Below are 22,154 nucleotides of genomic sequence, written 5' to 3'. Positions count from 1 at the left end.
CTAAGGAATATCTTAGAAAACAAATGAAATTTCATAGGCCAAAAAATACAAAGAACCGCGGCCCCTAGACCACGGTTCCAAGCGAAAAAGTGGAGAATCGACGCTTACTTCTTGGAATCCTTGAAGTACTGCGCGGTGTTCTTGGCACCCGCCTTCTTGAGGGCCTTGATCAGGCGTGTGTAGCCTTCGTTCGTGGCCCAGTCGAGCACGGAGTAACCCTGGCCGCACTTGGCGTTCACGTCGACCTTCTTGTCGATGAGGAACATCATGGCGTCGTAGTTGCCGTTTTTCACGGTCCAGTGAATCGGGAGGTAGCCATCCGGGCCACGGTTCTCGAGCGGGGCGCCTGCATCGGCGAGCACCTGGAGCATGTCGACCTTACCGGCCTTGGCAGCGATAAGAACAGCGGTACCGAGCGAAGCCGGATCGGCACCTTCCTTCTTGAGCTGCTGGAGGAGGAGCGTGACAACGTCCTTGTTGCCCATCATCACGGCGTTATCAAGCACCGTTTCGCCAGCGCTGTTGCGCACATCGGCCTTGGCACCATGGTCGAAGAGGTAGTTAAGCACCATCACGTTGCCCTTGTTCGCAGCGATAGCCACGGCATTGTTGCCGTTATCGGCGAGAGCATCAATCTCAAAAGAAGCCTTCAGGAACACAGTCATCATCAGGGTGTCGCTATTGAAGGCGTAATTAACGAAGTTTCCCGGCGTAAAGGCTATCTGGTGCTTGGTCAAAGCCTTGCGAACAGCCTGCGGATCACTCTTGGCGAGGAATGCCTGCACGGAAGCCGGGTCCTTGAAGTTGACGTCGTCGCCACAGGCGACCATGGAAAGAGCGAGGCCAAGGCCACAAAGTCCGAGTAATGTTTTCTTCATTTTATACTCCAAAAGGTGTTTTTTGTTCTTATGCCACTAAAATTACACTTTTTTCACCATTTTATTCACAAAAAAAAATTTTTTTCCAAAAAAAATTAAATTTGTATCCATGAGTAAATTTTTATTATCCATAATTATGGCATCCTCCGTTGCCGCCATCGCCGACACCGTCTATATCGACAACTCCATGGCCGCAGCCACCCGAAGCGACACCGAGAAATACGAAGAACGCGTATCCGTCGGTCCTTACGTCGAATTCATGGACGTCAAGGCCGATAACGTCAACTACAGCTACAAGGTCAACAATCGCAAATACGACATCAGCGTCGACAACACCTACCTCTACGGCGCCGCGGGCAACCTCCCCCTCAACGACTGGTTCGGATTCTACGCCATCGCAGCCTACCAGTACCTAGGCATCCACTACGAGGACCGCGACCTTGAACGCGCCTACAAGGCACAGGAAGCCCTGGAAATCGAATACGACGGCTGGAACGTCCCCGTCGAAGTCTCCGACATCAAGGGCCGCCACCAGATGCACATCGTGCTCATCCAGTTCGGTTTCGACGTCGGAGTCCCGCTCATCGCGAACTACAACTACCAGTTCATGACCAAGCTCTTCCTCGCCGGCGGCGTCATTACCGGAAAGACTTTCTTCCAGAACGATTCCAAGTTCCTCGCGCCCGCCCTCTGGGGCTACGGCTACAGCGCCGGGCTTCGCATCGCGTTCCATTCCGTGACGCTCTCCGGCGGTGTCCGCAACTCGCACGAATACTTCCACACCTACTACGAGCGCCCCATTTCCGACACCAAGGACGGTGACGAATTCATGCTGGATTTCGACGCCTACTTCCAGCCGTTCATAAACCTAAGCATAGCGTTATTCTAATGCGACAAGGGAGGGTTCCACCCTCCCTAAGACCCTACGCTAGGGCTTCTTGATTTTCAGTTTGTCACCGGCCTTGATCTTGGTATCCTTAAGGCCGTTCCACTTGACGAGGCTATCGATGGTCGTCTTGTAGCTCTTTGCGATATCAAAGAGCGAATCGCCCTGCTTCACCGTATAGAAGACGAACCCCTTCGGAGCCGCTTCGGTCTTGCTCTCTGCATTCGCCTGCTTTGCCGTAGGCTTGCCGCGGACAATCAGGGTATCCCCCGGGAAAATGCCGTCGCCCTTGAGCTTGTTCCAGGCCTTGAGGTCTTCGACGGTGCAGTTAAACTTGAGCGAAATGCCATAGAGGTTGTCTCCCGACTTTACCACGTAGGTATTGCCCTTTGCGGGTGCGCTTTTCGATTCGTGGCCCGAACGGCCCTTGTCGGACCTGGATGCAGCGTCCGATTTCGAAGACGACTTTTCCGACGGAACAAACCGGGGCTTTTTAGGCGGCACATAAGCCGGAATTACAAGGGAATCCCCCACAGAAAGGCGCTTCACAAAGCCGCCGTTTGCTTCCATCAGGAGAGCGGCGGGAATCTTTAGCGCGGCCGCAATATTCGCATAAGTATCCCCCGAAACGACAACATAACGTTCTCCCTTCTTCAGCACGATTTTCCTGTCTTCTGCAGAAGGCTTGAGTTCCGGCTTAGACACGAAAATCGTATCGCCCAGTTTCACGACAGATGCGGCATCCATGGAATTCCAAACGCGGAGGCTCTCCTGGGAGATGCCGAACTGCCGGGCTATGGAGGCCAGGTTGTCGCCGAGTTTTACCACATAGGTGCGCACTTTCGTCGGCTTCTTGCCCGAGGACCTGCGCGGGGTCACCTTGATCGGGATCAGGAGCGACTTGCCCTGGCGGATGCGGTCATTCTTCATGTCGTTCGCCTGTTTGAGTTCCGAAACGGAAATGCCGTACTGGCGTGCGATGCTCCCCAGGTTTTCCCCCTTCTTCACCTTGTGATGGTGCCAGCTGGAGAAGTTGTTCTTCTGCATCCGGTCGTAACCTTCTACGAACACGGCGCGCTTACCGAGCGGCAGGCGAAGAACGTAGGAATCGACATTCGGAGGCGTACACCATTTCACGAGTTCCATGTTGAGCGTGCGGAGCGTATCCTCGGGAACCTTGAGCAGCTTGGCCACTTCTTCCAGCGGGAACGAATCGAAAACGGTGACCGTATCGAATACGGGGCGGTAGGTCTGCTTTACCTTGAGCTCGTACTGCTCCGGGTAATGACCAATGACCATCGCGGCGAGGATTCTCGGCACGTAGTGCATGGTCTCGTTGGGCAACTGGAGATCCCAGTAAGTAATCGCCTGCGAGGTATCGCGCGTAGTATCGGCCCTCATTTCGCGAAGCAGCTTGCGGATGCGGCCTTCGCCACAGTTGTAGGCGGCCATCGCGAGGAGCCAGTCGTTGAATTCGCTGTAGAGGTACGAAAGATACCCGATTGCGGCTTCCGTGGCCATCTCGGGATTACGACGCATGTCGACCCAGAAATCCACATTGAGGCCATAGCGCTTGCCCGTCTCCGGAATAAACTGCCAAAGGCCCGACGCCTTCGCACGGCTATAGGCCTTCACCTTGAATCCCGATTCCACGAGGGACAGGTAGATAAGGTCCTTCGGGAGCTTGTGCTCTTCGAGCTTCGCATAAATCAGCGAGTCATAGGCGGTCTTGCGGCTCAGCGAGCCCTCGATAAAGCCCTTGGCCTTGGTCGTGAGGTAATAGATTTCCTGCAGCACGCGCTCGTTGAACTGCACGGGCAACGTAAACTCGCTTACGTCCATGGTATCGAGGAAGCCGCCGAGACTTGAAAGCGCGGCGCTGTCGGCAAGCATTTCATCTTCGCCGTCCACACCCTCGATGGAAACTTCATTCTGCGCAAACGCATTGGAGCTGTCTGCACCGACCACTTCGTTCGGGAAAACCTCGTCAAGCGCGCGCACCAGCCGCACCGACATCTGGAACCTGTAGACGGAATCCTCCTTGGGACTCACATTCGCATAGAGGGAATCGTAATGTTCTGTCACAAGGTGACGCAGAGACTTTTCAAGGTAGTGTCTCGCCAGGTTCCATTCCTGGTTTTCCATCGCCTGCAGGGCGTACTGGTAGTTGGACCAAGAAGGACGGATGGCCAAGGAATCCGAGACGGAAAACTTGAGCGACCATTCGGCAAAAGATACGGAATCATTCGCAGGCGGTTCCACCACCTGCACGTCAGTCAACGACGAAGCAGCCTGCTTGGGAGAACAGGCGAGCAGGACGATTGATGCCAGAAGGGCTACAGCATAGCCCCAAAAGACCGACCCACGGATCACTGATCGTAATCCAGGTCTTCTGCGTAGTCAGACCATATCTGGTCGCGCTTAAAGGACGGCTGGTCGAAATCGACTTCTTCGTCGACTTCTTCCTCTTCCTCAATTTCCTCTTCCTCTTCTTCCTCGCTGGCAAAAGGAACCGGAGCGTCAAATCCATCCCCCTTGGGACGGCGGCCACAATGATAAGCGTAACTCAACATATTACCTCAACGTTCAGTAGGCGACTTTCTCCACCCCGTACAGGATTACCCCGCACATCACGAAAGCGGCGATTACCTGCAACAAGATAATAATCCGGTTCAGGCGGTACGCCTTCTGCGCCTTGCGATGCCAGGAGGGTATTTCTGATTTCGGTGTCGATACTTGTCTCACGAGATGCAAATATATACATATTCTTTGCAAAACAATAAAAAAAACGAAAAAAAAGTTAAATTTTTTAAGGATATGAAAAAAATCCTGCTCACATGGATGGCTCTGGCCTCAATCCTATATGCCCAGATCGGCCTCGGACGCGGCCTGGAAGGCATCAGGGTGCCGACGGCCAAGACGCTCGGCGAGGGTTATCTGTTCATGTCCGCCACCTACGAAACGGTGAGCGACGGCCGAGCCCTGTCCATGAACGGGTACTCCACGCCCGACGGGACCGTCACCCTGATTGACAAGGACGCCCCCTCTTCGGGAGGAGGAATATCGGTCGGGTTCGGCCTTTCCGACATTCTGGAAATCGGCTTGTCCCTCCCCTTCTACTACGACGGCGAAATCACCGGTACCGACCTGGACGGATTCGGAGCGGGCGACCTACAGGCCTACTTCAAGTACTCGTACCCCCTGGAACTTGCCCCCGTCACGCTCGCCTTCTCGGGAGAACTCTTCGTCCCCACCGGCGCAAAGGACATCGGATTCCGGCCGAGGCACCAGTGGTATATCCACGACGACAAGAAATCCTATGCCTACAGCGCAAAAAAATGGGCCATGGCAGGATCCGGAATCGTTTCCGTCACCTTTTCGGACATCCTCTACTGGAACACTTTCTTTGGGTTCCTCCACCTGATAAACGGAGAAAACAACGACCTCGTCTGGGGCACGGGAATCGAGCTGTTGCCGCACAAGACTGTTTCCGGGATTCTTGAAATTTCAGGCGAAACAGGACTGTTCGAAGGTGACTTTATCGACGCACTGACCGACCACGTGCTGCGTGTAACCCCTGCCGTAAAGATTCACCTCCCGAACATGCTCGCGCTTACGCTAGGCTTGGATGTCGGCATCGACTTCGTCAGGGACCCGACCCTCGAGAACAGCGTCAACGTCCGCCGAGCCCTCGGCGACGACAGCCACATCCAGTACAACATCCGCGGCACCCCAGAATTCACGCTTCTGCTCGCCGCTACCAAGGTCATAGATTTCAGCCGCAAGGATAGCGACAACGATGGCGTCATCGACCGCGAGGACCTGTGCCCCAAGACGGAACTGGGAGCGAAGGTGAACTCTCGCGGCTGCCCCGTGGACCTCGACCAGGACGGTATCATCAACATCATGGACCTGTGCCCCGAGACGCCGCGCGGAGTCGTTGTAGACTACAGCGGCTGCCCTGTGGACACGGACAAGGACGGCGTTCCCGACTACCTGGACATGTGCAAAGACACGAAGCACGGGACCGCAGTCGACTCCACAGGATGCATGCAGGACACCGACCATGACGGCATAGACGACTACCACGACCGCTGCCCCAATTCCCTTTCCAGCGACAAGGTAGACGACGACGGCTGCCCCCTCGACGACGACCACGATGGCGTCCTCAACGATCTCGATTCGTGCCCCGAGACCCCGCGCGGATACTCCGTCGACAGGTTCGGCTGCCCGCTAGACTTCGACAACGACGGTATTCCCAACGATGTGGACATGTGTCCCAACAGTCCCGAAGGGGAACTCGTCAACGAGGACGGCTGTCCCGCCGACTACGACCGGGACGGCGTCCCTGACAGCAAGGACCAATGTCTCGAGACGCCGAGGGGATTCCCCGTCGACCAGAACGGTTGCCCCACCGACCACGACAAGGACGGTGTCGTAGATGCCCTCGACAAGTGCCCCAACACCCCGGCCGCAGCCCCCGTCGATTCCATCGGCTGCCCCATCGATTCCGACGGGGACGAAGTTCTCGACTACATGGACAAATGCCCCGGGACATTCCCGAACATCATTGTCGGCAAGGACGGATGCCCGCTGAAACCCAAGAACAACCTGAACGCGCTCGCGTCCAAGGTCCGCTTCAAGGGCAATTCCGGCGAACTGCTTAACTCCACCTACACCGTACTGAACGACGTCATCTACCTCATGAGGCGATTCGACTTCGTCCTCGAGATCCAATGCAGCAGCCCCGCCGGAGAAGAAATCGCCGAGCAACAGGCACAGGCAATCGCGGACTACATTGTGAGCAAGGGAATCCGCAAGAACCGCATCCAGGCCAAGGGGTTCGGCACAAAGCTGCCGCAGGATCCAAAATACAAGCATCTCAACACCAGTGGCGTCCGGTTCCTCCAGTTCGACACGACGCCTCCCGCATCCGAAACAAAATGATAAACACGACCCTCTGCTACATCGAGCAAGACGGCAAATACCTGTTGCTCCACCGCGTCAAGAAAAAGAACGACATCAACAAGGACAAGTGGATCGGCATCGGCGGAAAGTTCGAAGAAAAGGAATCCCCCGAAGACTGCATCCGCCGCGAGGTCATGGAAGAGACCGGGCTTTCGCTTGTGCACCCGAAATACCGCGGCATCGTCACCTTTATCAGCAACGGAATGCAGGAGACAGAATTCATGCACCTGTTTACCGCGACAGAATTTGCAGGAAGCATCAAGGAATGTGACGAGGGAGTCCTCGAATGGGTGGACAAGCGGAAGGTGAAAGAACTCCCCCACTGGGACGGCGACCTGATTTTCCTCTCACTTCTGGAACGCGGAGAACCGTTTTTCTCGCTCAAGCTGACCTACGTAGGCAGCACACTCACCGAGGCGCTCCTGAACGAAGTTCCGGTTTCCGTTTCGGATTTTGTATAAATTAAATCAGCAATGAGATAGTGACAAGGTTACCACTTCGCCAGCGCATTCGCGATAATCAGGTCCTGCAGTTTCTCGATGGCGCGAGTCTGGCCGTGGCGGTCCTCGGTCTCGTTTTTCTGGATATCGTAGACGCCATCCGCCGACAGTGACTTGTTCTCGTAGATGATTCGATCCTTGACGTTGTCGTAGAACTTGACGCTCACACGTATGGTCACACGATAGGTTTCCACATCGCTGTTGCTGTTGTAGTTTTCGGGCTTGTTCGTGTAGCTCAAAAGCGTTATCTCGAAATCGGCGTTGGCCTCTTCGTTCACCATGCGGATCCCGCCCGCATTTTTCTTGAACATGTCGACAACAGCCGTATGGATGTTGTTTGCCAGCAACGGGTCAAGCGCCTTGTCATCGACATCATGAATCTGGACTGTCTTGATATGGCTCGGAAGCGTGGAGGCGGTAAAGCTGTAGCAACCCGCCAAAAGACAGGCCGCGGCGGTTGCCGCGACAAAGAACAACAATCGGGAAATATTCCTAGATAGCATATCCCAAATTTAAAAACAAATACGCAAGGCAAAAGAAGAAATACAAAAACACTCCCCGCAGGGAGTGCTTTCGAAAAGGCGTTACGGTAAATCCTAGAGCGAAAACTTGAACGACCTGCTGCCGACCTTCACGATATACATGCCCTTGGCTCCGGTGTAAACCTTCTGTTGGTTTCCGAGAGCGCGGGTCATGCTCACGACGCTGCCGAGGCTATTGAACACCGTGATGGTCATGCCCTGGGCACCTGCAACTACGATGTAGTTGTCAGAGGACTTGTAGACCGAAACCGCAAGCAGGCCCGGATCCACAGGCAAAGCGGTCGTAGAGGAAGATATTCCACCCCAGTGGTGATGGCCGGAAGAACTTCCCGTGGCGGCTGCACTGCTGGAGGACTTCGCCACATCAGAGGAGGAGGCGACTTCGCTGGAAGAAGATTCCGGTTCAGGCTTATCACTGATAAGGCCGTCCACGTTCCACTGCTTCACGAAGTTCCAGATATCCGAAACATCTGCATGGGAAGGGCTGTGACCACGGCCGGGGAGCTTCAGGTGCTTGATATAGACACCCTTGTCGCAGGGTCCCCAGGTGTACATCGTGGCACCCGAATTTTCGGCATTGGGATAATTCTTTTCTTCCTGTGCCTGAGACGGGCAGTGGAACTGGTCACGGTAATTCTTGATGAAGCCTTCAACCTGGTTGTACTGCAAAACATCGTCGTTGGTTCCATGCGGATGGATGATAGGAACAGGACGCATCGCCTTGGACGCACCGAACACATTTGTACCGGAAGTAGGCGCAAAGGCGGCAATCTTGTCAGCTATCTTGCTCATGGAATGGTAGGTGAACATACCGCCCATCGAGAAGCCCGAAAGATACACGCGCTTTTTATCAATTTTATAGTCGGTGTACATCTGGTCGATGATTTCGAGCATCCACTTGGTATCCTTATCGCCCTGGATATCCCAGGTGCTCATGCCCGTACCACCTCTCGGGTAAACGACCACAAAGCCCGCCGTATCGGCTACAGTTTCCCAGTGGGTGTTGGACTGTTGGTAGTTGGGATCTTGGTCCATGCCGTGGCACGAAATGAGCAACGGGCTATTTTCCTTAAGGCCCGACGGGGCATAGACGTGGATTTCTCGACCAGAAACGGACTTTTTCTGGTAATCGTTTAGGGATTTTCCGCCGCCACCATTGCCCCAGCCACCCCATTGGGCGAAAGAAAGCGTAGCCGCAGCTAGCAGAAGTATTGGAAACTTCATCTCTGTACTCCTCTGAATGTTCCGTTTGTTTACATGGTGTTTACCTCCATAAACCTTACCCGTTTATAATGTATATCCATAATACGGGAGTGTGACCGTCACCGCATAAATAGCGGTGTAAACACGTACAACAGATGAATTCCTAAACATTGGCTTTTTAAGTGTTTTTTAACGGTTCTGGAATTGGCTGCTTAAAATATTTGCTAAATTTTCTGCGTAAAAATTTCCTAACCGAGGCATAACATGCTTGACATCAAGAAAATCCGCGAAAATCCGGAATACTACATTGCTGAAACCGAAAAGAAGTACACCACAGTGAGCCTGAAGGACGTGCTCGCCATCGACAACGAACGCCGCCCGCTCCTCACCGAAGTGGAACGCCTCAAGAGCGAACGCAACGCCGAATCCAAGAAGATTGGCGACCTCAAGAAGAAGGGCGAGAACGCCGACGAGGCCGTAGCAGCCATGCGCGCCCTCGGCGACAAGATCGACGAACTTGACAAGAAACTCAAGGACCTCGACTACAAGCAGACCGAAATGCTCATGCACGTGCCGAACATCGCCCCGCGTTCCCCAGAAGGCAAGGACAGTTCGGACAACGTGGTCGAGAAGGACGGTCCGATTCCGTTTGACTACTACACCAAGAACGACGACTTCGCCCGCGTGGACCACAAGACTTTGGGCGAACGCCTCGGCATTTTTGACTTTGAACGTGGCGCCAAGATTTCCGGTAGCGGCTTCCCGGTCTACCGCGGTCTCGGTTCCCGCCTGGAACGCGCCCTCATCCAGTTCTTTTTGGACGAACACATGAAGAACGGCTTCGAAGAATTCACGCCGCCGTACCTCGTGACCCGCAATACCATGCGCGGCACGGGCCAGCTCCCGAAGTTCGAAGAAGACATGTACCGCTGCGACAAGGACGATGACCTGTTCCTTATCCCGACTGCAGAAGTTCCTCTGACCAACCTTTACGCCGGTGAAGTGATTCCGGAAACCGAACTCCCGAAGCGTATCTGCGCCTACTCCGCCTGCTTCCGCCGCGAAGCTGGCTCCTACGGTAAGGATACCCGCGGACTCCTCCGCCTGCACCAGTTCAACAAGGTGGAAATGGTCTACTTCGCCCACCCGGAACACAGCTACGAAGACCACGAGGAGCTCACCCGCTTCGGCGAAATGCTCCTCGAAAAGCTAGGCCTCCCCTACCACCGCCTCGCACTCTGCAAGGGCGACCTCGGTTTCGGTGCCGCCAAGTGCTACGACCTCGAAGTCTACGCTCCGGTCGAAAAGAAGTGGCTCGAAGTGAGCTCCTGCAGTAACTTCGAAGACTACCAGGCACGCCGCGCCAACATCAAGACGAAGATTAACGGCAAGAACACCTTCGTGCACACGCTGAACGGTTCCGGCCTCGCCACCCCGCGCGTGATGGTAGGCATCTGCGACAACTACCAGCAGAAGGACGGCTCGCTGTTGATTCCTGAAGTGCTGAGGCCGTACATGGGTGGGCTTGAGGTTATTAAACCGAAAGCCTAACCATGTGTGAAGATTTTTCGTCAAGAAAAATCTGAGTGCGAGGTTTCGCAAGAAACCTTGCCTGCTCGTTAAGGTGGGCTTGAGAAAATCGAACCGAAGAAGTAATGCGACAAGGGAGGGTTACACCCTCCCTAAAACCCTCCCGGAATACGATATAAACTTCGGCAAGCACAGCTTGCCTCGCGCATACGCAAAAGTGTATGCGTTTTTTTATACCCTAAGCAACGATTTACTTGCCTATCGTATCGGCCGGAGCCGCCAGCGCTGTCGAATCTGCAGCAGCAGTCGCGTTCGACTTCTTGTTCTTGAGGCAACGGACCGAATAGGCGAAGGTCTTCTGCTTGCTGTAGTCGCCCAGGAATTCGTCATTCTCGTAGTAGAGGTTCCAGTAAGGGGCGTGCGTCGGCGTATTGCTTTCTTCGGCAATCCAGAAATCGGCATCCTTCCCCATGTCGCGGAACTCGCCCTTGGCATTACGAGAACCGGCCGCCAGCGCCCCGAATCCAAAGCGATCCATGCCCGTAGGCCAGTCCTCGCTGCGATTCCAGGAGACCGTTTTCTTGAGCAGGGTACCGGTGTTTTCTTCGGGATGCTTGTTGTGCTTCTTGATAAAGCGGACAAGGGTTTTCATTTCGGCATCGGTCGGGATATGGAATCCATCGGGACAAACGCCCTGGTGCTCCTCCTGAATCAAACCGGAAGCAGAATTGTTCTCGTATTCGTGCGAAAGAGCCATGGCAGACACCCAGGAATAGAGCCTACCGTAAACATTGCAATTTTCGGTCTTGTTGTCATAGCACCAGCTGTCTTCGGAATGGTAGTTCAGGTTCTGTCCCATCCAGACCTGGCTTCCGATAGCCACAAGCCTATAGATGCGGCCATCGCGTTCGTCACAGAGAGTTCCCTCCGGAGCATCCGCACAAACCGACGACGACGATGCCGCCTCGGACGAAGATGATTCCTCAGAAGACGAACGTGGTCCCCTACGCTCGGAAGACGAGGACGACTCGGGAATAGAATCACGCTCCGGTTCTACAGAAGCAGAATCCTGGACGGAAGCCACGTCGAGAGAGCCGTCGCGGTAAACCATCGGCACGGGGAAAGGTATCTGCCGGACCACCTGCTTCGGAACGTCCGGAGTAGTTTGAGCGGGGGCCGCTGCCGGAGCCTTTTTCTGTTGCGGTTCCGGGTCCTGCCTGCACGAACACACGCCCGCAACAAGCAAGAGGAGCAACAGTCCGACCAATGTCTTTAAACACGCATGCACACAAAAAATATATATAGAATTTCAGGTCGCGAACGGACGAAAAATAGATTTTTACAAAAAATTTCCCTAGTGAAATGGATAATTTATTTAAAATCGGGAAGTTTCTCTATCTTTTTGAATCGGCCAGTCGCATCGTCACGTTCAAAATACCGGACCGCATCCCCGAGAGCAAGCATCACGAACTTCGGGGTCAACACCTTCAGGTAGCGGTTGAGCTGCACCTGCAACGCCTCCCAGGTGTATTCGCCGGGAGCCTTGCATTCCACCAGCAGCCACGGCTTGTCTAGCGCAGCTCCTTCGCGAAAATTGCTGACGATGATGTCCACGCGGTCATCCGTCTTCGGGTCTATGGCACACAGCCCGAACTCCACTGTAATCAAGTGGGCCGGCACCTTGATTTCGTTCAGCAAAAATTGGACAGTCGCCTGGCGCACGTGCTCTTCGGGCGTGTCGGGGACATCCTTCCTGCGGATGGGGTCGTATATCGTTCCGTGGGTCATTCAACACCCCCTGCAGAATCTTCATTGGCAAATTTATCTGAAAATTCCCTTGCCTGTTCGTCAAAATTCTCCACAGTCACCCGAGGCAAAAGGGAACTGCTTAACCAGAAGTCCTCTTTGAACCGTTTTTCACCCCAGTCGTACGGGAAATCCTCATACTCGACCGACAAATAATCAAGCAGGTTCTTGGATGCCTGGCGTTTCGCCAGAAACAGCGGATAATGCTCCTTGACAACCAGGTGTTCTACCCTATACCGCAAAAATGCGCTCCAAATATCCAGGTCCGGCCAATCATACCATCTAAGGTCCACATATTCGACAAACTCTACCGTATCGCCCGAACTTGTCTCGCAGGAGTAGGTGAACCTGACATACGAGGTTTCGTAATCACGGCGCGGAAAATCATAACGATCATAACCATAATCGAATACATTTCCTTCGATTTCCTTCACGACGCCCAGCGTATCGTCCAACACGGCCAGAGCAATGCCAACAGGCATCAAGTCTTTTGCCAGGACAAATTCCCCCTGCACCAGGAGATCTTCCAGCGAAGCCTCTATTTTGCGCCATTCAGATTCAACCTCATCAAAGCCATTTACCTCACGGACACTCGAATCGTCTCCGCAAGCAACCAGAAGCAGCAAAAAGAAAAAAGCCAAAAAACGTTTCATCAGTCCAACCCCGGCAAGCCCGGCGACCCGCCACCCGACTCGTTACAACGATTTACCTTTTCGCACGTCATGTAGCCGTTTTTCACGTCCCAGTCAATCTTCACGTCTTCGGCGTCTATGCGCAAATTGAAGTTACGAATCTTGGTCAGCACGCAGTCATCGCCAAAGGTTTCGTACTTAAACTCGTCACCATCGGCAATTTCGAATTCATCCTTGCCCAAGGCCCTTATGTTCCCATACGAGTCGTCATGGATGACGATATTCGTCACGTTCTTGCAGTCAAAGCTGTCACAGTTGTACAAGTCCACAAAGAGCGTAGAGAGTATTTCGGTATTTGCCACGCCCTTTTCGCATACGGCCGCCGACGGGCAAGCGATGAGATCCAGTTCAAGGCTAATCCCGTGGACTCCTACCTCGTAAACATTAAGGACTTCGGCCGAATATACGAGTTTCGCCCACTTTTTATCGGAAGAAGCCTCCTGTTTCAGGCTATCCATAAAGGCGATTGAAGTCGTACGGCTTGTCACCTGGGTCAAGTCCTTTTCAACCTCGATATCGCCACACGGAAGCAGACCGCAACTGCCAAGCAGCAACAAAACCGGCAACAGCGCGATATACTTGAACAATCCTTTCGCCTTCATAGATGTTTGACAATAATAACAAATTTAACGTGTCGGCAACGGGATAGATACATTTTTCAGATATAGCCGCAAAAAATCTTGACAGATGACACCACCCGAATTATATTTAGAACCGTGAACAAATTCTTTGGACAGAACACCGCATCAGCGGCAATGGCAGCAAGCCCGGCAGCAGCCCGAGCTATTATGGGGCTGTCCAGAGAAACCAAAGTCTGCAAGGCATAACGCCAAAATCCAGATAGCAAGTTTCAAGGGCAGCCCCGAAAATGGCTGCTTTTTTTATTTACCCCCTTTTTAACCACTATCCACAAGGAACAACGGAAATTCTTGAATAATTTTATGCTATAATTACAGCGCAAAAAGAATTTTCGATACCTATACAGGAGCATAAAATGCGCAGAAGACTTTTGAGCGAAGGAGCCAAGGAACTCTCTTACGAAATCCGCGAGATCGTTAAAAAGGCAAACCAGCTCAAGGCACTCGGCCTCCCCATCCACTGGGAAAATATCGGCGACCCCATCGAAAAGAAGTGCCAGTTGCCCGACTGGATCAAGGAAATCGTGGTCGACCTCGTCAAGACGAACCGCAGCTACGGCTACTGCCCCTCCAAGGGCATGCTCGAGACCCGCGAATTCCTGGTAAAAGAGAACAACAAGCTCGGCGGTGCACAGATCAACGTCGACGACATCCTGTTCTTCAACGGCCTCGGTGACGCCATCGCCACCATCTACGGCCTGCTCTCGATGAACACCCGCATCATCGGACCTGCCCCGGCCTACTCCACCCACAGTTCCGCCGAAGCGGCACATGCCCACACGGCCCCCATCACCTACAGCCTCCAGCCCGAAAATCACTGGTATCCGGACCTGGAAGAACTGGAAAACAAGGTGAAGTACAACCCGAGCATCGCGGGCATCCTCATCTTGAACCCGGACAACCCGACCGGCATGGTCTACCCGCTCGACATTCTCAAGAAAATCGTGGATATCGCGAAACGCTACAACCTCTTCATCATCTGCGACGAAATCTACAACAAGATTACCTACAATGGCGCCCACGCCTACGCACTGGCCGAATACATCGGCGACGTTCCGGGCATCGCGCTCAAGGGAATTTCGAAGGAATACCCGTGGCCGGGCGCTCGTTGCGGCTGGGCCGAATACTACAACCGCGACAAGGACGAACAGTTCGACGCCTTCTGCCGCGCCATCGACAACGCGAAGATGGTGGAAGTCTGCTCGACCACGCTCCCGCAGATGACTATCCCGCGTGTTCTCGGCGACCCGCGCTTTATCGAGCACCGCACCGCGCTGAACGAGAAGATTGGCCGCCGCAGTGCCATCATCAACGAAATCCTTTCCGACATTCCGGAACTGTACTTCAACCCGACCTACGGCGCGTTCTACAACACCATCATCTTCCGCGAAGGCACGCTCAACAGCCACCAGACGCTGAAAATCGACAACCCGATCATCAAGAAGAAGGTGGAAGAATGGTGCAGCAAGACGACGAACCTCGACTACCGCTTCGTGTACTACCTGCTGGGCGCAAAGGGAATCTGCGTAGTGCCGAGCACGAGCTTCTGCACAGACCTCAAGGGCTTCCGCGTGACGCTCCTGGAAGAAGACGAAGAGGAACTTCGCGAAGTGTTCACTACGATTCACGACGCCATCGTGGAATACCTGCACTCGTAGTCGGTACAGACAAGTTAAGAAAAGTCGCTCAAAAGGGCGACTTTTTCTATTAGATTTCTGCGTCTACAGATGTGGGCTTTATCGGGATCGGCGCGAACGGCGGTTCCAGTTCTATGCTGATGGGGCAATGGTCCGAGCCCTGCACTTCAGAATGGATGTCTGCATTTACAATGTTCGGGGCGAGGCCTTCGTCCACGAAGGCGTAATCGATACGCCATCCCACGTTGCGAGCTCGGGCTCCAAAGCGGTTCGACCACCAGGAGTAGCGGTCGCGTTCGTCGGGGTGAAGCTTGCGGAACGAATCGACAAATCCGTTTTCCACGTACTTGTCCATCCAGGCGCGTTCGATTGGCAAGAAGCCGCTCACGTTTTCATTTTCTTTCGGGCGCGCGATATCGATTTCCTTATGGCAGGTGTTGTAGTCGCCAACCGTGACCACGTGCTTGCCATCGGCAATCCAGCGCCTGCTGTTTTCGAGAAAAGCGTCATAAAAGCGGAGCTTGTAGTCCAGACGATCCTCGCCGGACCCTCCGTTCGGGAAATAGATGCTGTTGAGCACCCAGTCCGGAAAGACAAGCTGGAGCACGCGGCCTTCTTCGTCAAACTCCTCAATATCGAAACCGTAATTCACGGAATCGGGTTCAATCTGCGTGAATATGGCCACTCCACTGTACCCCTTCTTGCGACGGCAGGGATTCCAGTAAGAGAAGTAGCCCTCGCGATTGCGAATAGAATCGGGAACCTGGTCTTCGTCTGCACGGACTTCCTGCAGGCAGAGGATATCAGGGCTGGTCGCATTGAACCAATTTTCAAACCCCTTCTTTATCGCCGAGCGGATTCCGTTCACGTTCCAACTATATATATTCATCTTGTACCGTCTATACCCAAATCAATCCTGGATAAAGATAATTTTTTATTTGGTCGAAAAAATGACACTCTGGAAAAAAACAGATTAGCCCCCAAAAAACGAGTCTTTCTTTGTAAATTTTCATTTTCATAAAAAGCGTTTTCCCCCAGACAAACGAAAAAAACGCTTTTTTTTCATGAAAAAAAATAAAACAGACGTTTTTTTGATTAGAAAAATTATATTTGAAGCATGAAATCGAAATTTTTCGCCATCAAGCTTACTGCGATTCTCGCTTCCCTGACATTCTTTTCCGGCTGTGCCGGTTCGTCCAACGGCGACGACCTCGAGGTTCCGACCAACCTCCCGCCCATCTGCCGTGACATCGACTTTGTAGCGAACCCGGACATGCGCGAAATGTGCGGTGTCCGCAAGGCCCACAACAAGGCTTACAAGAACATCCCGCAACAGCGCTACCTCATCAAGCCGAGCGAGACATCCATTGTAAAAACAGGCAACAAGCTTGAACTCCGCTTCCAGAACTCGCTTCCGCTCTACCTGGACGGCCCTATCGTAAACGAGATCCTCTTCAACCAGGAAAAGCGCCTCGAAAGAATCAAGAACAACTACGACTACCACGAAATCTACAACAGGGAATCGAAGGAGAGGACCCGAATCTTCAAGATGGGAATCCCGACCGATCTCGGCGGTACGCATGAATTCTGCTTCCGCATCCCCGAACTGAAGGGCAATGCGAGAACCCGTAACAGGGCTATGGGTAATAACATCGAACGCATGAGCTGCGAGGATTTCGAGAATATTATCGCAGCGGACAAAGCCTCCAGGGGACTTTAGCCCGAACGCGAAAACGGTTTATCACCAGCTTCCGCACCGATAGTGCGGAGGCTTTTTTTCTAGATTTGCACTCGGTAAAATCGTGACAAGTACAAACAAGAACATACACAACGCGCTAAGGCAGAACCACCTACAGGCGGCCTGTTCCTCTATCCAGGGTTTCTCGATTTCGGGTCTTGCGACCTACCTTCAGTTCCCGGAACTGGATTTCTGCGTCGACATGGGCGAATGCCCCCTTACCGCCATTCCGCTAGACCACGTGTTCCTCACGCATGCACACGGAGACCATGCCCGCTGCCTCATGCGCCACAACAGCCTACGCAAGATGATGGGTGTAGAACGCGACAGCGTCTACTACCTGCCCGAAGAAATCAGCGAAGGAGCGAAAGCGTGGATCAAGGCGGAGGCCATGTTCGAAGGCGTCGGCGAACAGAAATTCCGCTATCCCGAGATTGTCCCGGTCAAGGCTCACGAACGCATTGCGCTGCGCTACCGCAAGGATCTCGTGCTGGAAGCTTTCGAAGTGAGGCATTCCATTCCCGCGATGGGAGCGACTCTTTACCTGCACAAGAAAAAATTGAAGGACGAGTTTCTGGGAAAATCCGCAGCGGAAATTATCGAACTGCGCAAGAACGGTGTTGAAATCACTCGCGAAGTGTTCGACCCCCTCTTGAGTTTCACGGGCGACTGCATGGGCGACACTCTCCGAGACAACCCGCAGGTATTCAAGTCCAAGGTCCTCGTCACCGAATGCACCTTCCTCGACAAGGACGAAGAATCCATGGCCCACAAAAAAGGCCACACGCACCTGAACAACATCGTAAAAGCCCTGAACGAACAGGGAGACGAAGTCAAGTGCAAACAGATCGTGCTCACTCATTTTTCAATGAAGTATTCCGAAAAGCATATCCTAGAAACCCTAGAAAAAGAAATTCCGGAAAGGTTCCGGGATAGAGTCGTCGCATTCATTTAAGGTTCAAGACAAAGGCTACAGAAAACGATGGATGATAATCAGGAAAAGATGGAAACCAGCGGGAACGAAGGACAGAAACGCGAAAGGGAAGTCGTCATTCCCGAATTCTACCGCGATTTAAACGAGGACCCCGAACTCAAGGGGCTCTGGCACTACGTTTTCCGCACGAACGGCGACCGCAAGCCCATCAAGACCGCAGACGGCCTCCCCCACAAGCTCGACTTCAACTGGAAGGACATGTTCCCTAACGAAAACGGGCACATCGAAGTCGAAATCGGAAGCGGCAAGGGCAACTTCATGACAGACTATGCCCAAAAGCATCCAGACTACTTCATCATGGGAAGCGAATGGGACTACACCTGGGCCGCATTTGCCATCGAGCGCATGGAAAAGCGCAGAGTCATCGCACAGGGCAATGCAGCCATGCTGCGAGGAGACGTATTTTATTTCTTGCGCGATGCCGTCAAGGACTGCACCGTCGATGCGTTCCACATGTATTTCCCCGACCCGTGGCCCAAGGAACGCCACCACAAGAACCGCCTGCTGCGTCCCGACTTTTTGACCGAGGTCGCGCGCTGCCTCAAGCCCGGCAAGCGTCTGTTCTACTGGGGAACCGACCACAAGGAATACAACGAGATTGCACTCGAGACCTTCGACGCCTTCCCCACCTGCAAGGTCATTGAGCGCAACACCGCAGAACCCACCGAAGGAATCACAACCGGCTTCGAGCGCAAATACCGGAAAGAAGGCAGGCCCATCTACCGGAGCGTCATCGAATTCGAAAAATAGCCTTCACGCCCTGCGACGGGATGTCATTTTTCGACACCGCATTTTTTCTAGTTTAGTAAACGTATGTTAAAGCAACTATCCATCAGCGGTTTCACGCTTATCAGCCACGCCGAAGTCCCGTTCCGCAACGGCTTTACCGCCATTACCGGCGAAACTGGCGCAGGCAAGTCCGTTTTGCTCAAGGCTCTCCGCATGGTCTGCGGCGACAAGGCCCAGGCTTCGATGGTCCGCGCCGGCGAAAGCAAGGCCGTCATCGAAGGCATTTTTGACATCAGCCAGGAACCGAAGGTCAAAGAAATCATCGAGAACCTTGGAATCGACAGCGACGACGAACTCATCATCCGCCGCGAAATTCTCGAGAACGGCAAGGGCCGCACGCGCGTCAACGGAGACGTCGTCAACCAGGCCGACCTGCAGGAAATCGGCGAACACCTCATCCAGATGCACGGGCAGAGCGAGCAGCTGTTGCTCCGCGACACGCGCACCCATACGCAGATGCTCGACGACTATGCGGGGAACGGCAAACTGCTTGAAGCATATAGCGAAACATGGGCCAAATGGAACGATATCCTTACACGCATCCGCGAAACAGAAGAACACGCCAAAGACCTCGCCGCCCAGAAGGACTTTCTCAAATTCCAGTTTGACGAGCTTTCGAAAGCGGCACTGCGCGAAGGCGAAGAGGAAGAACTCGAAGAAAAGGTGAGCGTAGCAAGCAAGGGAGAAGCGGAAAGGCGCATTCTCGATGAGATTCAGGGCATTCTCAGCGGTGACAACGGGCTCCTCGACCAGGTGCAGATTCTCCAGGCCCGGATGCGATTCCTCGCCTCGAAAATTCCGCATTACGAGGAACACCTGAACTCGCTCGCCGAAGTGGCCGACCCGTTCGAAAGCGTTTGCAAGGACCTGCTCAGGCTCTCTCCCGCAAAATCGCTCTCCCCCGCCGAAATCGACCGCGCAAACTCCAGGATTGCAAACATCCAGAAGCTGAAGCGCAAATACCGCACGGACGTAGTGGGCCTCATCGAACTAACGGCCAAGCGCAAAAGCGAACTGGAGAGCCTCGAAAACCTGGATTCCGACCTCGCCGAGCTCGCGAAAGAAGAAAAGAAAATCCTCGCCGAACTGGAGAATCTCGCCAAGGAGCTTAGCGCCAAGCGAGCCGAAGCCGCATGCCGTTTCGATTCCGCCGTGCAGACCACCATCCAGAACCTCGGGATGCCCAAAGCCGTATTCAAGACCCACATCGAGTCCCAACCGCTTAGCCCGAACGGGACCGAAAAAATCGAGTTCATGCTGGCACCGAACCCGGGCGAAGGCGAGAAAAGTCTGCAGAAGGCCGTGTCGGGAGGCGAACTTAGCCGCGTTTTACTTGCAATCAAGAGCGTCATGGCCGACCTCGACAAGGTTCCTTTGCTAATTTTTGACGAAGTGGATTCCGGAATAAGCGGAGAAGTCGGCAACACCATCGGCGATGCCCTCCGAAGCCTCGGGAAGCACCACCAGGTCCTTACCATCACACACCTGCATCAGGTGGCAAGCCGGGCCAAGAACCAGCTAGCAGTGAGCAAGGACGAAATCGAAGGTCGAACCTTCACGTCGGTCAGGGAACTAGACCGCGAGGGACGAATCGAAGAGCTGGTGCGCATGCTTGGCGGCGACTCCGAAACAGTTCGGGAACACGCAAGACAACTTTTGGAGAATAACCAATGAACGAAAAGCCATCCGATGTTCGACTCCGTTCGCGCGTCTGGAGCGTCCTCAGGGCGCTGGTCTTCGTATGCGTCATCTTTTTCATCTGGAACGGCATGGCGAAAACAGCCTGTGCCTTTGTCGCGATCGCCCTCATCATGGGCTGGGTGAATCTCTACCAGCTGCGTAGCCAGGAAATCGAGAAACCTTACTACAGGCTATGGCTGAATGTCATCGACGGATTCCTGTCGTTTGCCGTGATGACAAGCATCTTCGTGCGAGATTTGATGCAGAACGAGCATGCCGAAAAGCTCCTGGGCGTCGGCTGCGCCGTCCTGCTTGCAAGGCTCATCGCCCACACGCTCTTCTCGCTCGGAGTTCTGCGCGAAGGCAAGTCCCTCCCCCGCAAGAAGCGTTGGAGCAAGATGGCAAGCATCGCCACCACCATAACGATGGCCGTTTATCTGTTGAATCTCGAAGATTACCAACAAATTTGCATGGTGGCGACCATCCTGCTGATTGCGGCCTCCACCGTCGCCTACGCCTATTGGTACTACCGCGACCCTGCACACCGCAAGCCCCTTTCGATTGCAAGCCAGCTCACGATGAGCCGCATCGTGCTGACCCCGTTCTTCCTCTGGGTTTTCTTCTACGACAACGACCTCGACTACAGCAACAACAGCCTTGTTTTCAAGGTGCTTGCGCTTGCGATGGTTCTAGGGTTCATGCTCACCGATTTTCTGGACGGGAAACTCGCCCGCGCCATGGGCGAAGTGAGCACGCTCGGCAAGTACCTCGACCCGTTCAGCGACAAGATTTCCAACATGACGATATTCATGTGCTTCATCGCCACGGGATACGCCCCCGTTTGGATGGTGGCGCTCATCTACTTCCGTGAATCCAGCGTGGAGACGCTCCGCACGCTAGCCGCAAGCGAAGGCCTCATCATGCCAGCACGCAGGAGCGGCAAATGGAAGACCGCGCTCCAGGGAATCGGCATCGTGGCGATCCTCCTCGGCGCCATCGACCCGGTGAGAGCGTTCGTCCCCGGCCTGGGTGACATCTGGGACATCTTCCCGAAAATAGTCATGGGAATCATCACCGCCATCACCATCATCAGCGGAATCGACTACTTCGTCTCGAGCAAGCACATCTTGAAAAAATTTGTGTAGCGCATGCGTTCGCCATGCTCGCTATACAATACTTGGCAAGTTGTTGCCTTAGTAGAGTTATCCTCTTTGGGGAGCAGACGAGCATCTTTCAGGAAAAATGCGTTTTTTCGCTTATTTTCGCTAAAAAAGCACTCATGCCCTTGACAAATCAGGCTCAAATTTCTATATATGGAGCCAACCTCGACGCGGGGTGGAGCAGTTGGTAGCTCGTCGGGCTCATAACCCGAAGGTCGCAGCGTTCAAGTCCTGCCCCCGCTACTAAAAAATCCGGTTCAAAGCCGGATTTTTTTTTCCCCACCACCCACAAAGAAATATTTACACGCCCCTATTGGTATCGGATTCAAAAAAATTTATATTCATTTAAGACAACTTTGTCTTGGATTGTACAATGAAAAAATTTCTCAGCATATTAATCTTCGGACTTTTGCTTGCCGCCTGTAGCAATTCCGTTGATCCGTCGGATAGCGTAGTGGGGACAATAAGTGTCGCTCAGGAACACGAAGAGACCGGCGTCAACATTCTTACAAG

Annotated in this window: 21 protein-coding genes and 1 tRNA gene; 11 read left to right on the top strand and 11 right to left on the bottom strand. The window is 53.6% G+C overall.

All coding sequences use genetic code 11. From position 1 onward, the window contains the following. Nucleotides 1-104: 104 nt before the first annotated feature. Nucleotides 105-878 (bottom strand): ankyrin repeat domain-containing protein, encoded by a 774-nt coding sequence (locus B4A77_RS12250; protein WP_173381783.1) that lies wholly within the window; start codon nt 876-878, stop codon nt 105-107. 136 nt (nt 879-1,014) lie between these two features. On the opposite strand from B4A77_RS12250, the gene B4A77_RS12245 reads away from it, so the two are divergent. Next, the gene (locus tag B4A77_RS12245; protein ID WP_290741079.1) at nt 1,015-1,767 is read left to right on the top strand and encodes a hypothetical protein; all 753 of its coding nucleotides are present in this window, start codon (nt 1,015-1,017) and stop codon (nt 1,765-1,767) included. A gap of 39 nt (nt 1,768-1,806) precedes the next feature. On the opposite strand, the gene B4A77_RS12240 is transcribed toward B4A77_RS12245, so the two are convergent. From B4A77_RS12240 to B4A77_RS12230, 3 genes are read right to left on the bottom strand one after another with little or no spacing between them, the layout of a single operon-like run. Then, nucleotides 1,807-4,137, bottom strand: a complete 2,331-nt coding sequence (locus tag B4A77_RS12240; protein WP_290741076.1) for a LysM peptidoglycan-binding domain-containing protein — start codon at nt 4,135-4,137, stop codon at nt 1,807-1,809. After that, on the bottom strand, nt 4,134-4,337 hold the full coding sequence (locus B4A77_RS12235; protein WP_173365520.1) for a hypothetical protein: 204 nt from the start codon (nt 4,335-4,337) through the stop codon (nt 4,134-4,136). The genes B4A77_RS12240 and B4A77_RS12235 overlap by 4 nt, the downstream gene beginning before the upstream one ends. Before the next feature lie 13 nt (nt 4,338-4,350). Next, a complete protein-coding gene (locus tag B4A77_RS12230; protein ID WP_173365521.1) occupies nt 4,351-4,509 on the bottom strand; it encodes a hypothetical protein in 159 nt (52 codons plus the stop codon). Between the two features lie 72 nt (nt 4,510-4,581). On the opposite strand from B4A77_RS12230, the gene B4A77_RS12225 reads away from it, so the two are divergent. Both B4A77_RS12225 and B4A77_RS12220 read left to right on the top strand, forming a co-directional pair. Continuing rightward, the gene (locus tag B4A77_RS12225; RefSeq protein ID WP_290741073.1) at nt 4,582-6,711 is read left to right on the top strand and encodes a thrombospondin type 3 repeat-containing protein; all 2,130 of its coding nucleotides are present in this window, start codon (nt 4,582-4,584) and stop codon (nt 6,709-6,711) included. Continuing rightward, nucleotides 6,708-7,193: an NUDIX hydrolase gene (locus B4A77_RS12220; RefSeq protein WP_290741070.1), complete on the top strand. Its 486-nt coding sequence runs from the start codon at nt 6,708-6,710 to the stop codon at nt 7,191-7,193. Before B4A77_RS12225 ends, B4A77_RS12220 begins: the two co-directional genes overlap by 4 nt. A gap of 29 nt (nt 7,194-7,222) precedes the next feature. Here the strand turns inward: B4A77_RS12220 and lptE are convergent, their stop codons facing one another. Then, nucleotides 7,223-7,735, bottom strand: a complete 513-nt coding sequence (lptE, locus tag B4A77_RS12215; protein ID WP_173365524.1) for an LPS assembly lipoprotein LptE — start codon at nt 7,733-7,735, stop codon at nt 7,223-7,225. A 93-nt stretch (nt 7,736-7,828) separates the two neighbouring features. Then, on the bottom strand, nt 7,829-8,998 hold the full coding sequence (locus tag B4A77_RS12210) for a PHB depolymerase family esterase (protein WP_290741066.1): 1,170 nt from the start codon (nt 8,996-8,998) through the stop codon (nt 7,829-7,831). A 243-nt stretch (nt 8,999-9,241) separates the two neighbouring features. Between B4A77_RS12210 and serS the strand changes: the two genes are divergently transcribed. Further along, on the top strand, nt 9,242-10,528 hold the full coding sequence (gene serS, locus B4A77_RS12205; RefSeq protein ID WP_290741063.1) for a serine--tRNA ligase: 1,287 nt from the start codon (nt 9,242-9,244) through the stop codon (nt 10,526-10,528). Nucleotides 10,529-10,757: 229 nt separating this feature from the next. On the opposite strand, the gene B4A77_RS12200 is transcribed toward serS, so the two are convergent. The 4 genes from B4A77_RS12200 to B4A77_RS12185 all read right to left on the bottom strand — a co-directional run bounded on the left by B4A77_RS12200 (nt 10,758) and on the right by B4A77_RS12185 (nt 13,607). After that, on the bottom strand, nt 10,758-11,795 hold the full coding sequence (locus tag B4A77_RS12200; RefSeq protein WP_290724521.1) for a fibrobacter succinogenes major paralogous domain-containing protein: 1,038 nt from the start codon (nt 11,793-11,795) through the stop codon (nt 10,758-10,760). A gap of 83 nt (nt 11,796-11,878) precedes the next feature. Continuing rightward, nucleotides 11,879-12,295 (bottom strand): type I restriction enzyme HsdR N-terminal domain-containing protein, encoded by a 417-nt coding sequence (locus B4A77_RS12195; RefSeq protein ID WP_290730708.1) that lies wholly within the window; start codon nt 12,293-12,295, stop codon nt 11,879-11,881. Further along, nucleotides 12,292-12,966 (bottom strand): hypothetical protein, encoded by a 675-nt coding sequence (locus B4A77_RS12190; RefSeq protein ID WP_290741060.1) that lies wholly within the window; start codon nt 12,964-12,966, stop codon nt 12,292-12,294. The genes B4A77_RS12195 and B4A77_RS12190 overlap by 4 nt, the downstream gene beginning before the upstream one ends. Further along, entirely contained in the window at nt 12,966-13,607 is a 642-nt protein-coding gene (locus tag B4A77_RS12185) for a hypothetical protein (RefSeq protein WP_290724525.1), read from the bottom strand. The genes B4A77_RS12190 and B4A77_RS12185 overlap by 1 nt, the downstream gene beginning before the upstream one ends. A gap of 392 nt (nt 13,608-13,999) precedes the next feature. On the opposite strand from B4A77_RS12185, the gene B4A77_RS12180 reads away from it, so the two are divergent. Then, the gene (locus tag B4A77_RS12180; protein ID WP_290741057.1) at nt 14,000-15,301 is read left to right on the top strand and encodes a pyridoxal phosphate-dependent aminotransferase; all 1,302 of its coding nucleotides are present in this window, start codon (nt 14,000-14,002) and stop codon (nt 15,299-15,301) included. A 49-nt stretch (nt 15,302-15,350) separates the two neighbouring features. Here the strand turns inward: B4A77_RS12180 and B4A77_RS12175 are convergent, their stop codons facing one another. Then, complete coding sequence (locus tag B4A77_RS12175) at nt 15,351-16,169, bottom strand: exodeoxyribonuclease III (protein ID WP_173381795.1); 819 nt, start codon at nt 16,167-16,169, stop codon at nt 15,351-15,353. A gap of 228 nt (nt 16,170-16,397) precedes the next feature. On the opposite strand from B4A77_RS12175, the gene B4A77_RS12170 reads away from it, so the two are divergent. The 6 genes from B4A77_RS12170 to B4A77_RS12145 all read left to right on the top strand — a co-directional run bounded on the left by B4A77_RS12170 (nt 16,398) and on the right by B4A77_RS12145 (nt 21,884). Further along, nucleotides 16,398-17,000, top strand: a complete 603-nt coding sequence (locus tag B4A77_RS12170) for a hypothetical protein (protein WP_290724532.1) — start codon at nt 16,398-16,400, stop codon at nt 16,998-17,000. 82 nt (nt 17,001-17,082) lie between these two features. After that, on the top strand, nt 17,083-17,973 hold the full coding sequence (locus B4A77_RS12165; protein ID WP_173366158.1) for an MBL fold metallo-hydrolase: 891 nt from the start codon (nt 17,083-17,085) through the stop codon (nt 17,971-17,973). A gap of 27 nt (nt 17,974-18,000) precedes the next feature. After that, complete coding sequence (gene trmB, locus B4A77_RS12160) at nt 18,001-18,762, top strand: tRNA (guanine(46)-N(7))-methyltransferase TrmB (RefSeq protein WP_290741055.1); 762 nt, start codon at nt 18,001-18,003, stop codon at nt 18,760-18,762. Nucleotides 18,763-18,825: 63 nt separating this feature from the next. Continuing rightward, a complete protein-coding gene (gene recN, locus B4A77_RS12155; RefSeq protein ID WP_290741052.1) occupies nt 18,826-20,475 on the top strand; it encodes a DNA repair protein RecN in 1,650 nt (549 codons plus the stop codon). Then, complete coding sequence (locus tag B4A77_RS12150; protein ID WP_290730695.1) at nt 20,472-21,626, top strand: CDP-alcohol phosphatidyltransferase family protein; 1,155 nt, start codon at nt 20,472-20,474, stop codon at nt 21,624-21,626. Before recN ends, B4A77_RS12150 begins: the two co-directional genes overlap by 4 nt. A gap of 184 nt (nt 21,627-21,810) precedes the next feature. Continuing rightward, nucleotides 21,811-21,884, top strand: a tRNA-Met gene (locus B4A77_RS12145). Nucleotides 21,885-22,154: the final 270 nt, after the last annotated feature.

Source organism: Fibrobacter sp. UBA3718 (genome assembly GCF_002371935.1).
GTDB lineage: Bacteria > Fibrobacterota > Fibrobacteria > Fibrobacterales > Fibrobacteraceae > Fibrobacter.
The sequence above is the reverse complement of the archived record's forward strand: the minus strand, read 5'-3'. Positions and strand labels throughout refer to the sequence as shown.

Excerpts from the sequence above, each read along its gene's own strand:
- B4A77_RS12180 (WP_290741057.1), top strand. The coding sequence starts at position 14,000 with ATGCGCAGAAGACTTTTGAGCGAAGGAGCCAAGGAACTCTCTTACGAA.
- B4A77_RS12185 (WP_290724525.1), bottom strand. The coding sequence starts at position 13,607 with ATGAAGGCGAAAGGATTGTTCAAGTATATCGCGCTGTTGCCGGTTTTG.
- B4A77_RS12235 (WP_173365520.1), bottom strand. The coding sequence starts at position 4,337 with ATGTTGAGTTACGCTTATCATTGTGGCCGCCGTCCCAAGGGGGATGGA.
- B4A77_RS12250 (WP_173381783.1), bottom strand. The coding sequence starts at position 878 with ATGAAGAAAACATTACTCGGACTTTGTGGCCTTGGCCTCGCTCTTTCC.
- serS (WP_290741063.1), top strand. The coding sequence starts at position 9,242 with ATGCTTGACATCAAGAAAATCCGCGAAAATCCGGAATACTACATTGCT.
- recN (WP_290741052.1), top strand. The coding sequence starts at position 18,826 with ATGTTAAAGCAACTATCCATCAGCGGTTTCACGCTTATCAGCCACGCC.
- lptE (WP_173365524.1), bottom strand. The coding sequence starts at position 7,735 with ATGCTATCTAGGAATATTTCCCGATTGTTGTTCTTTGTCGCGGCAACC.
- B4A77_RS12150 (WP_290730695.1), top strand. The coding sequence starts at position 20,472 with ATGAACGAAAAGCCATCCGATGTTCGACTCCGTTCGCGCGTCTGGAGC.
- B4A77_RS12220 (WP_290741070.1), top strand. The coding sequence starts at position 6,708 with ATGATAAACACGACCCTCTGCTACATCGAGCAAGACGGCAAATACCTG.
- B4A77_RS12225 (WP_290741073.1), top strand. The coding sequence starts at position 4,582 with ATGAAAAAAATCCTGCTCACATGGATGGCTCTGGCCTCAATCCTATAT.
- trmB (WP_290741055.1), top strand. The coding sequence starts at position 18,001 with ATGGATGATAATCAGGAAAAGATGGAAACCAGCGGGAACGAAGGACAG.
- B4A77_RS12195 (WP_290730708.1), bottom strand. The coding sequence starts at position 12,295 with ATGACCCACGGAACGATATACGACCCCATCCGCAGGAAGGATGTCCCC.
- B4A77_RS12175 (WP_173381795.1), bottom strand. The coding sequence starts at position 16,169 with ATGAATATATATAGTTGGAACGTGAACGGAATCCGCTCGGCGATAAAG.
- B4A77_RS12245 (WP_290741079.1), top strand. The coding sequence starts at position 1,015 with ATGGCATCCTCCGTTGCCGCCATCGCCGACACCGTCTATATCGACAAC.
- B4A77_RS12210 (WP_290741066.1), bottom strand. The coding sequence starts at position 8,998 with ATGAAGTTTCCAATACTTCTGCTAGCTGCGGCTACGCTTTCTTTCGCC.
- B4A77_RS12190 (WP_290741060.1), bottom strand. The coding sequence starts at position 12,966 with ATGAAACGTTTTTTGGCTTTTTTCTTTTTGCTGCTTCTGGTTGCTTGC.
- B4A77_RS12170 (WP_290724532.1), top strand. The coding sequence starts at position 16,398 with ATGAAATCGAAATTTTTCGCCATCAAGCTTACTGCGATTCTCGCTTCC.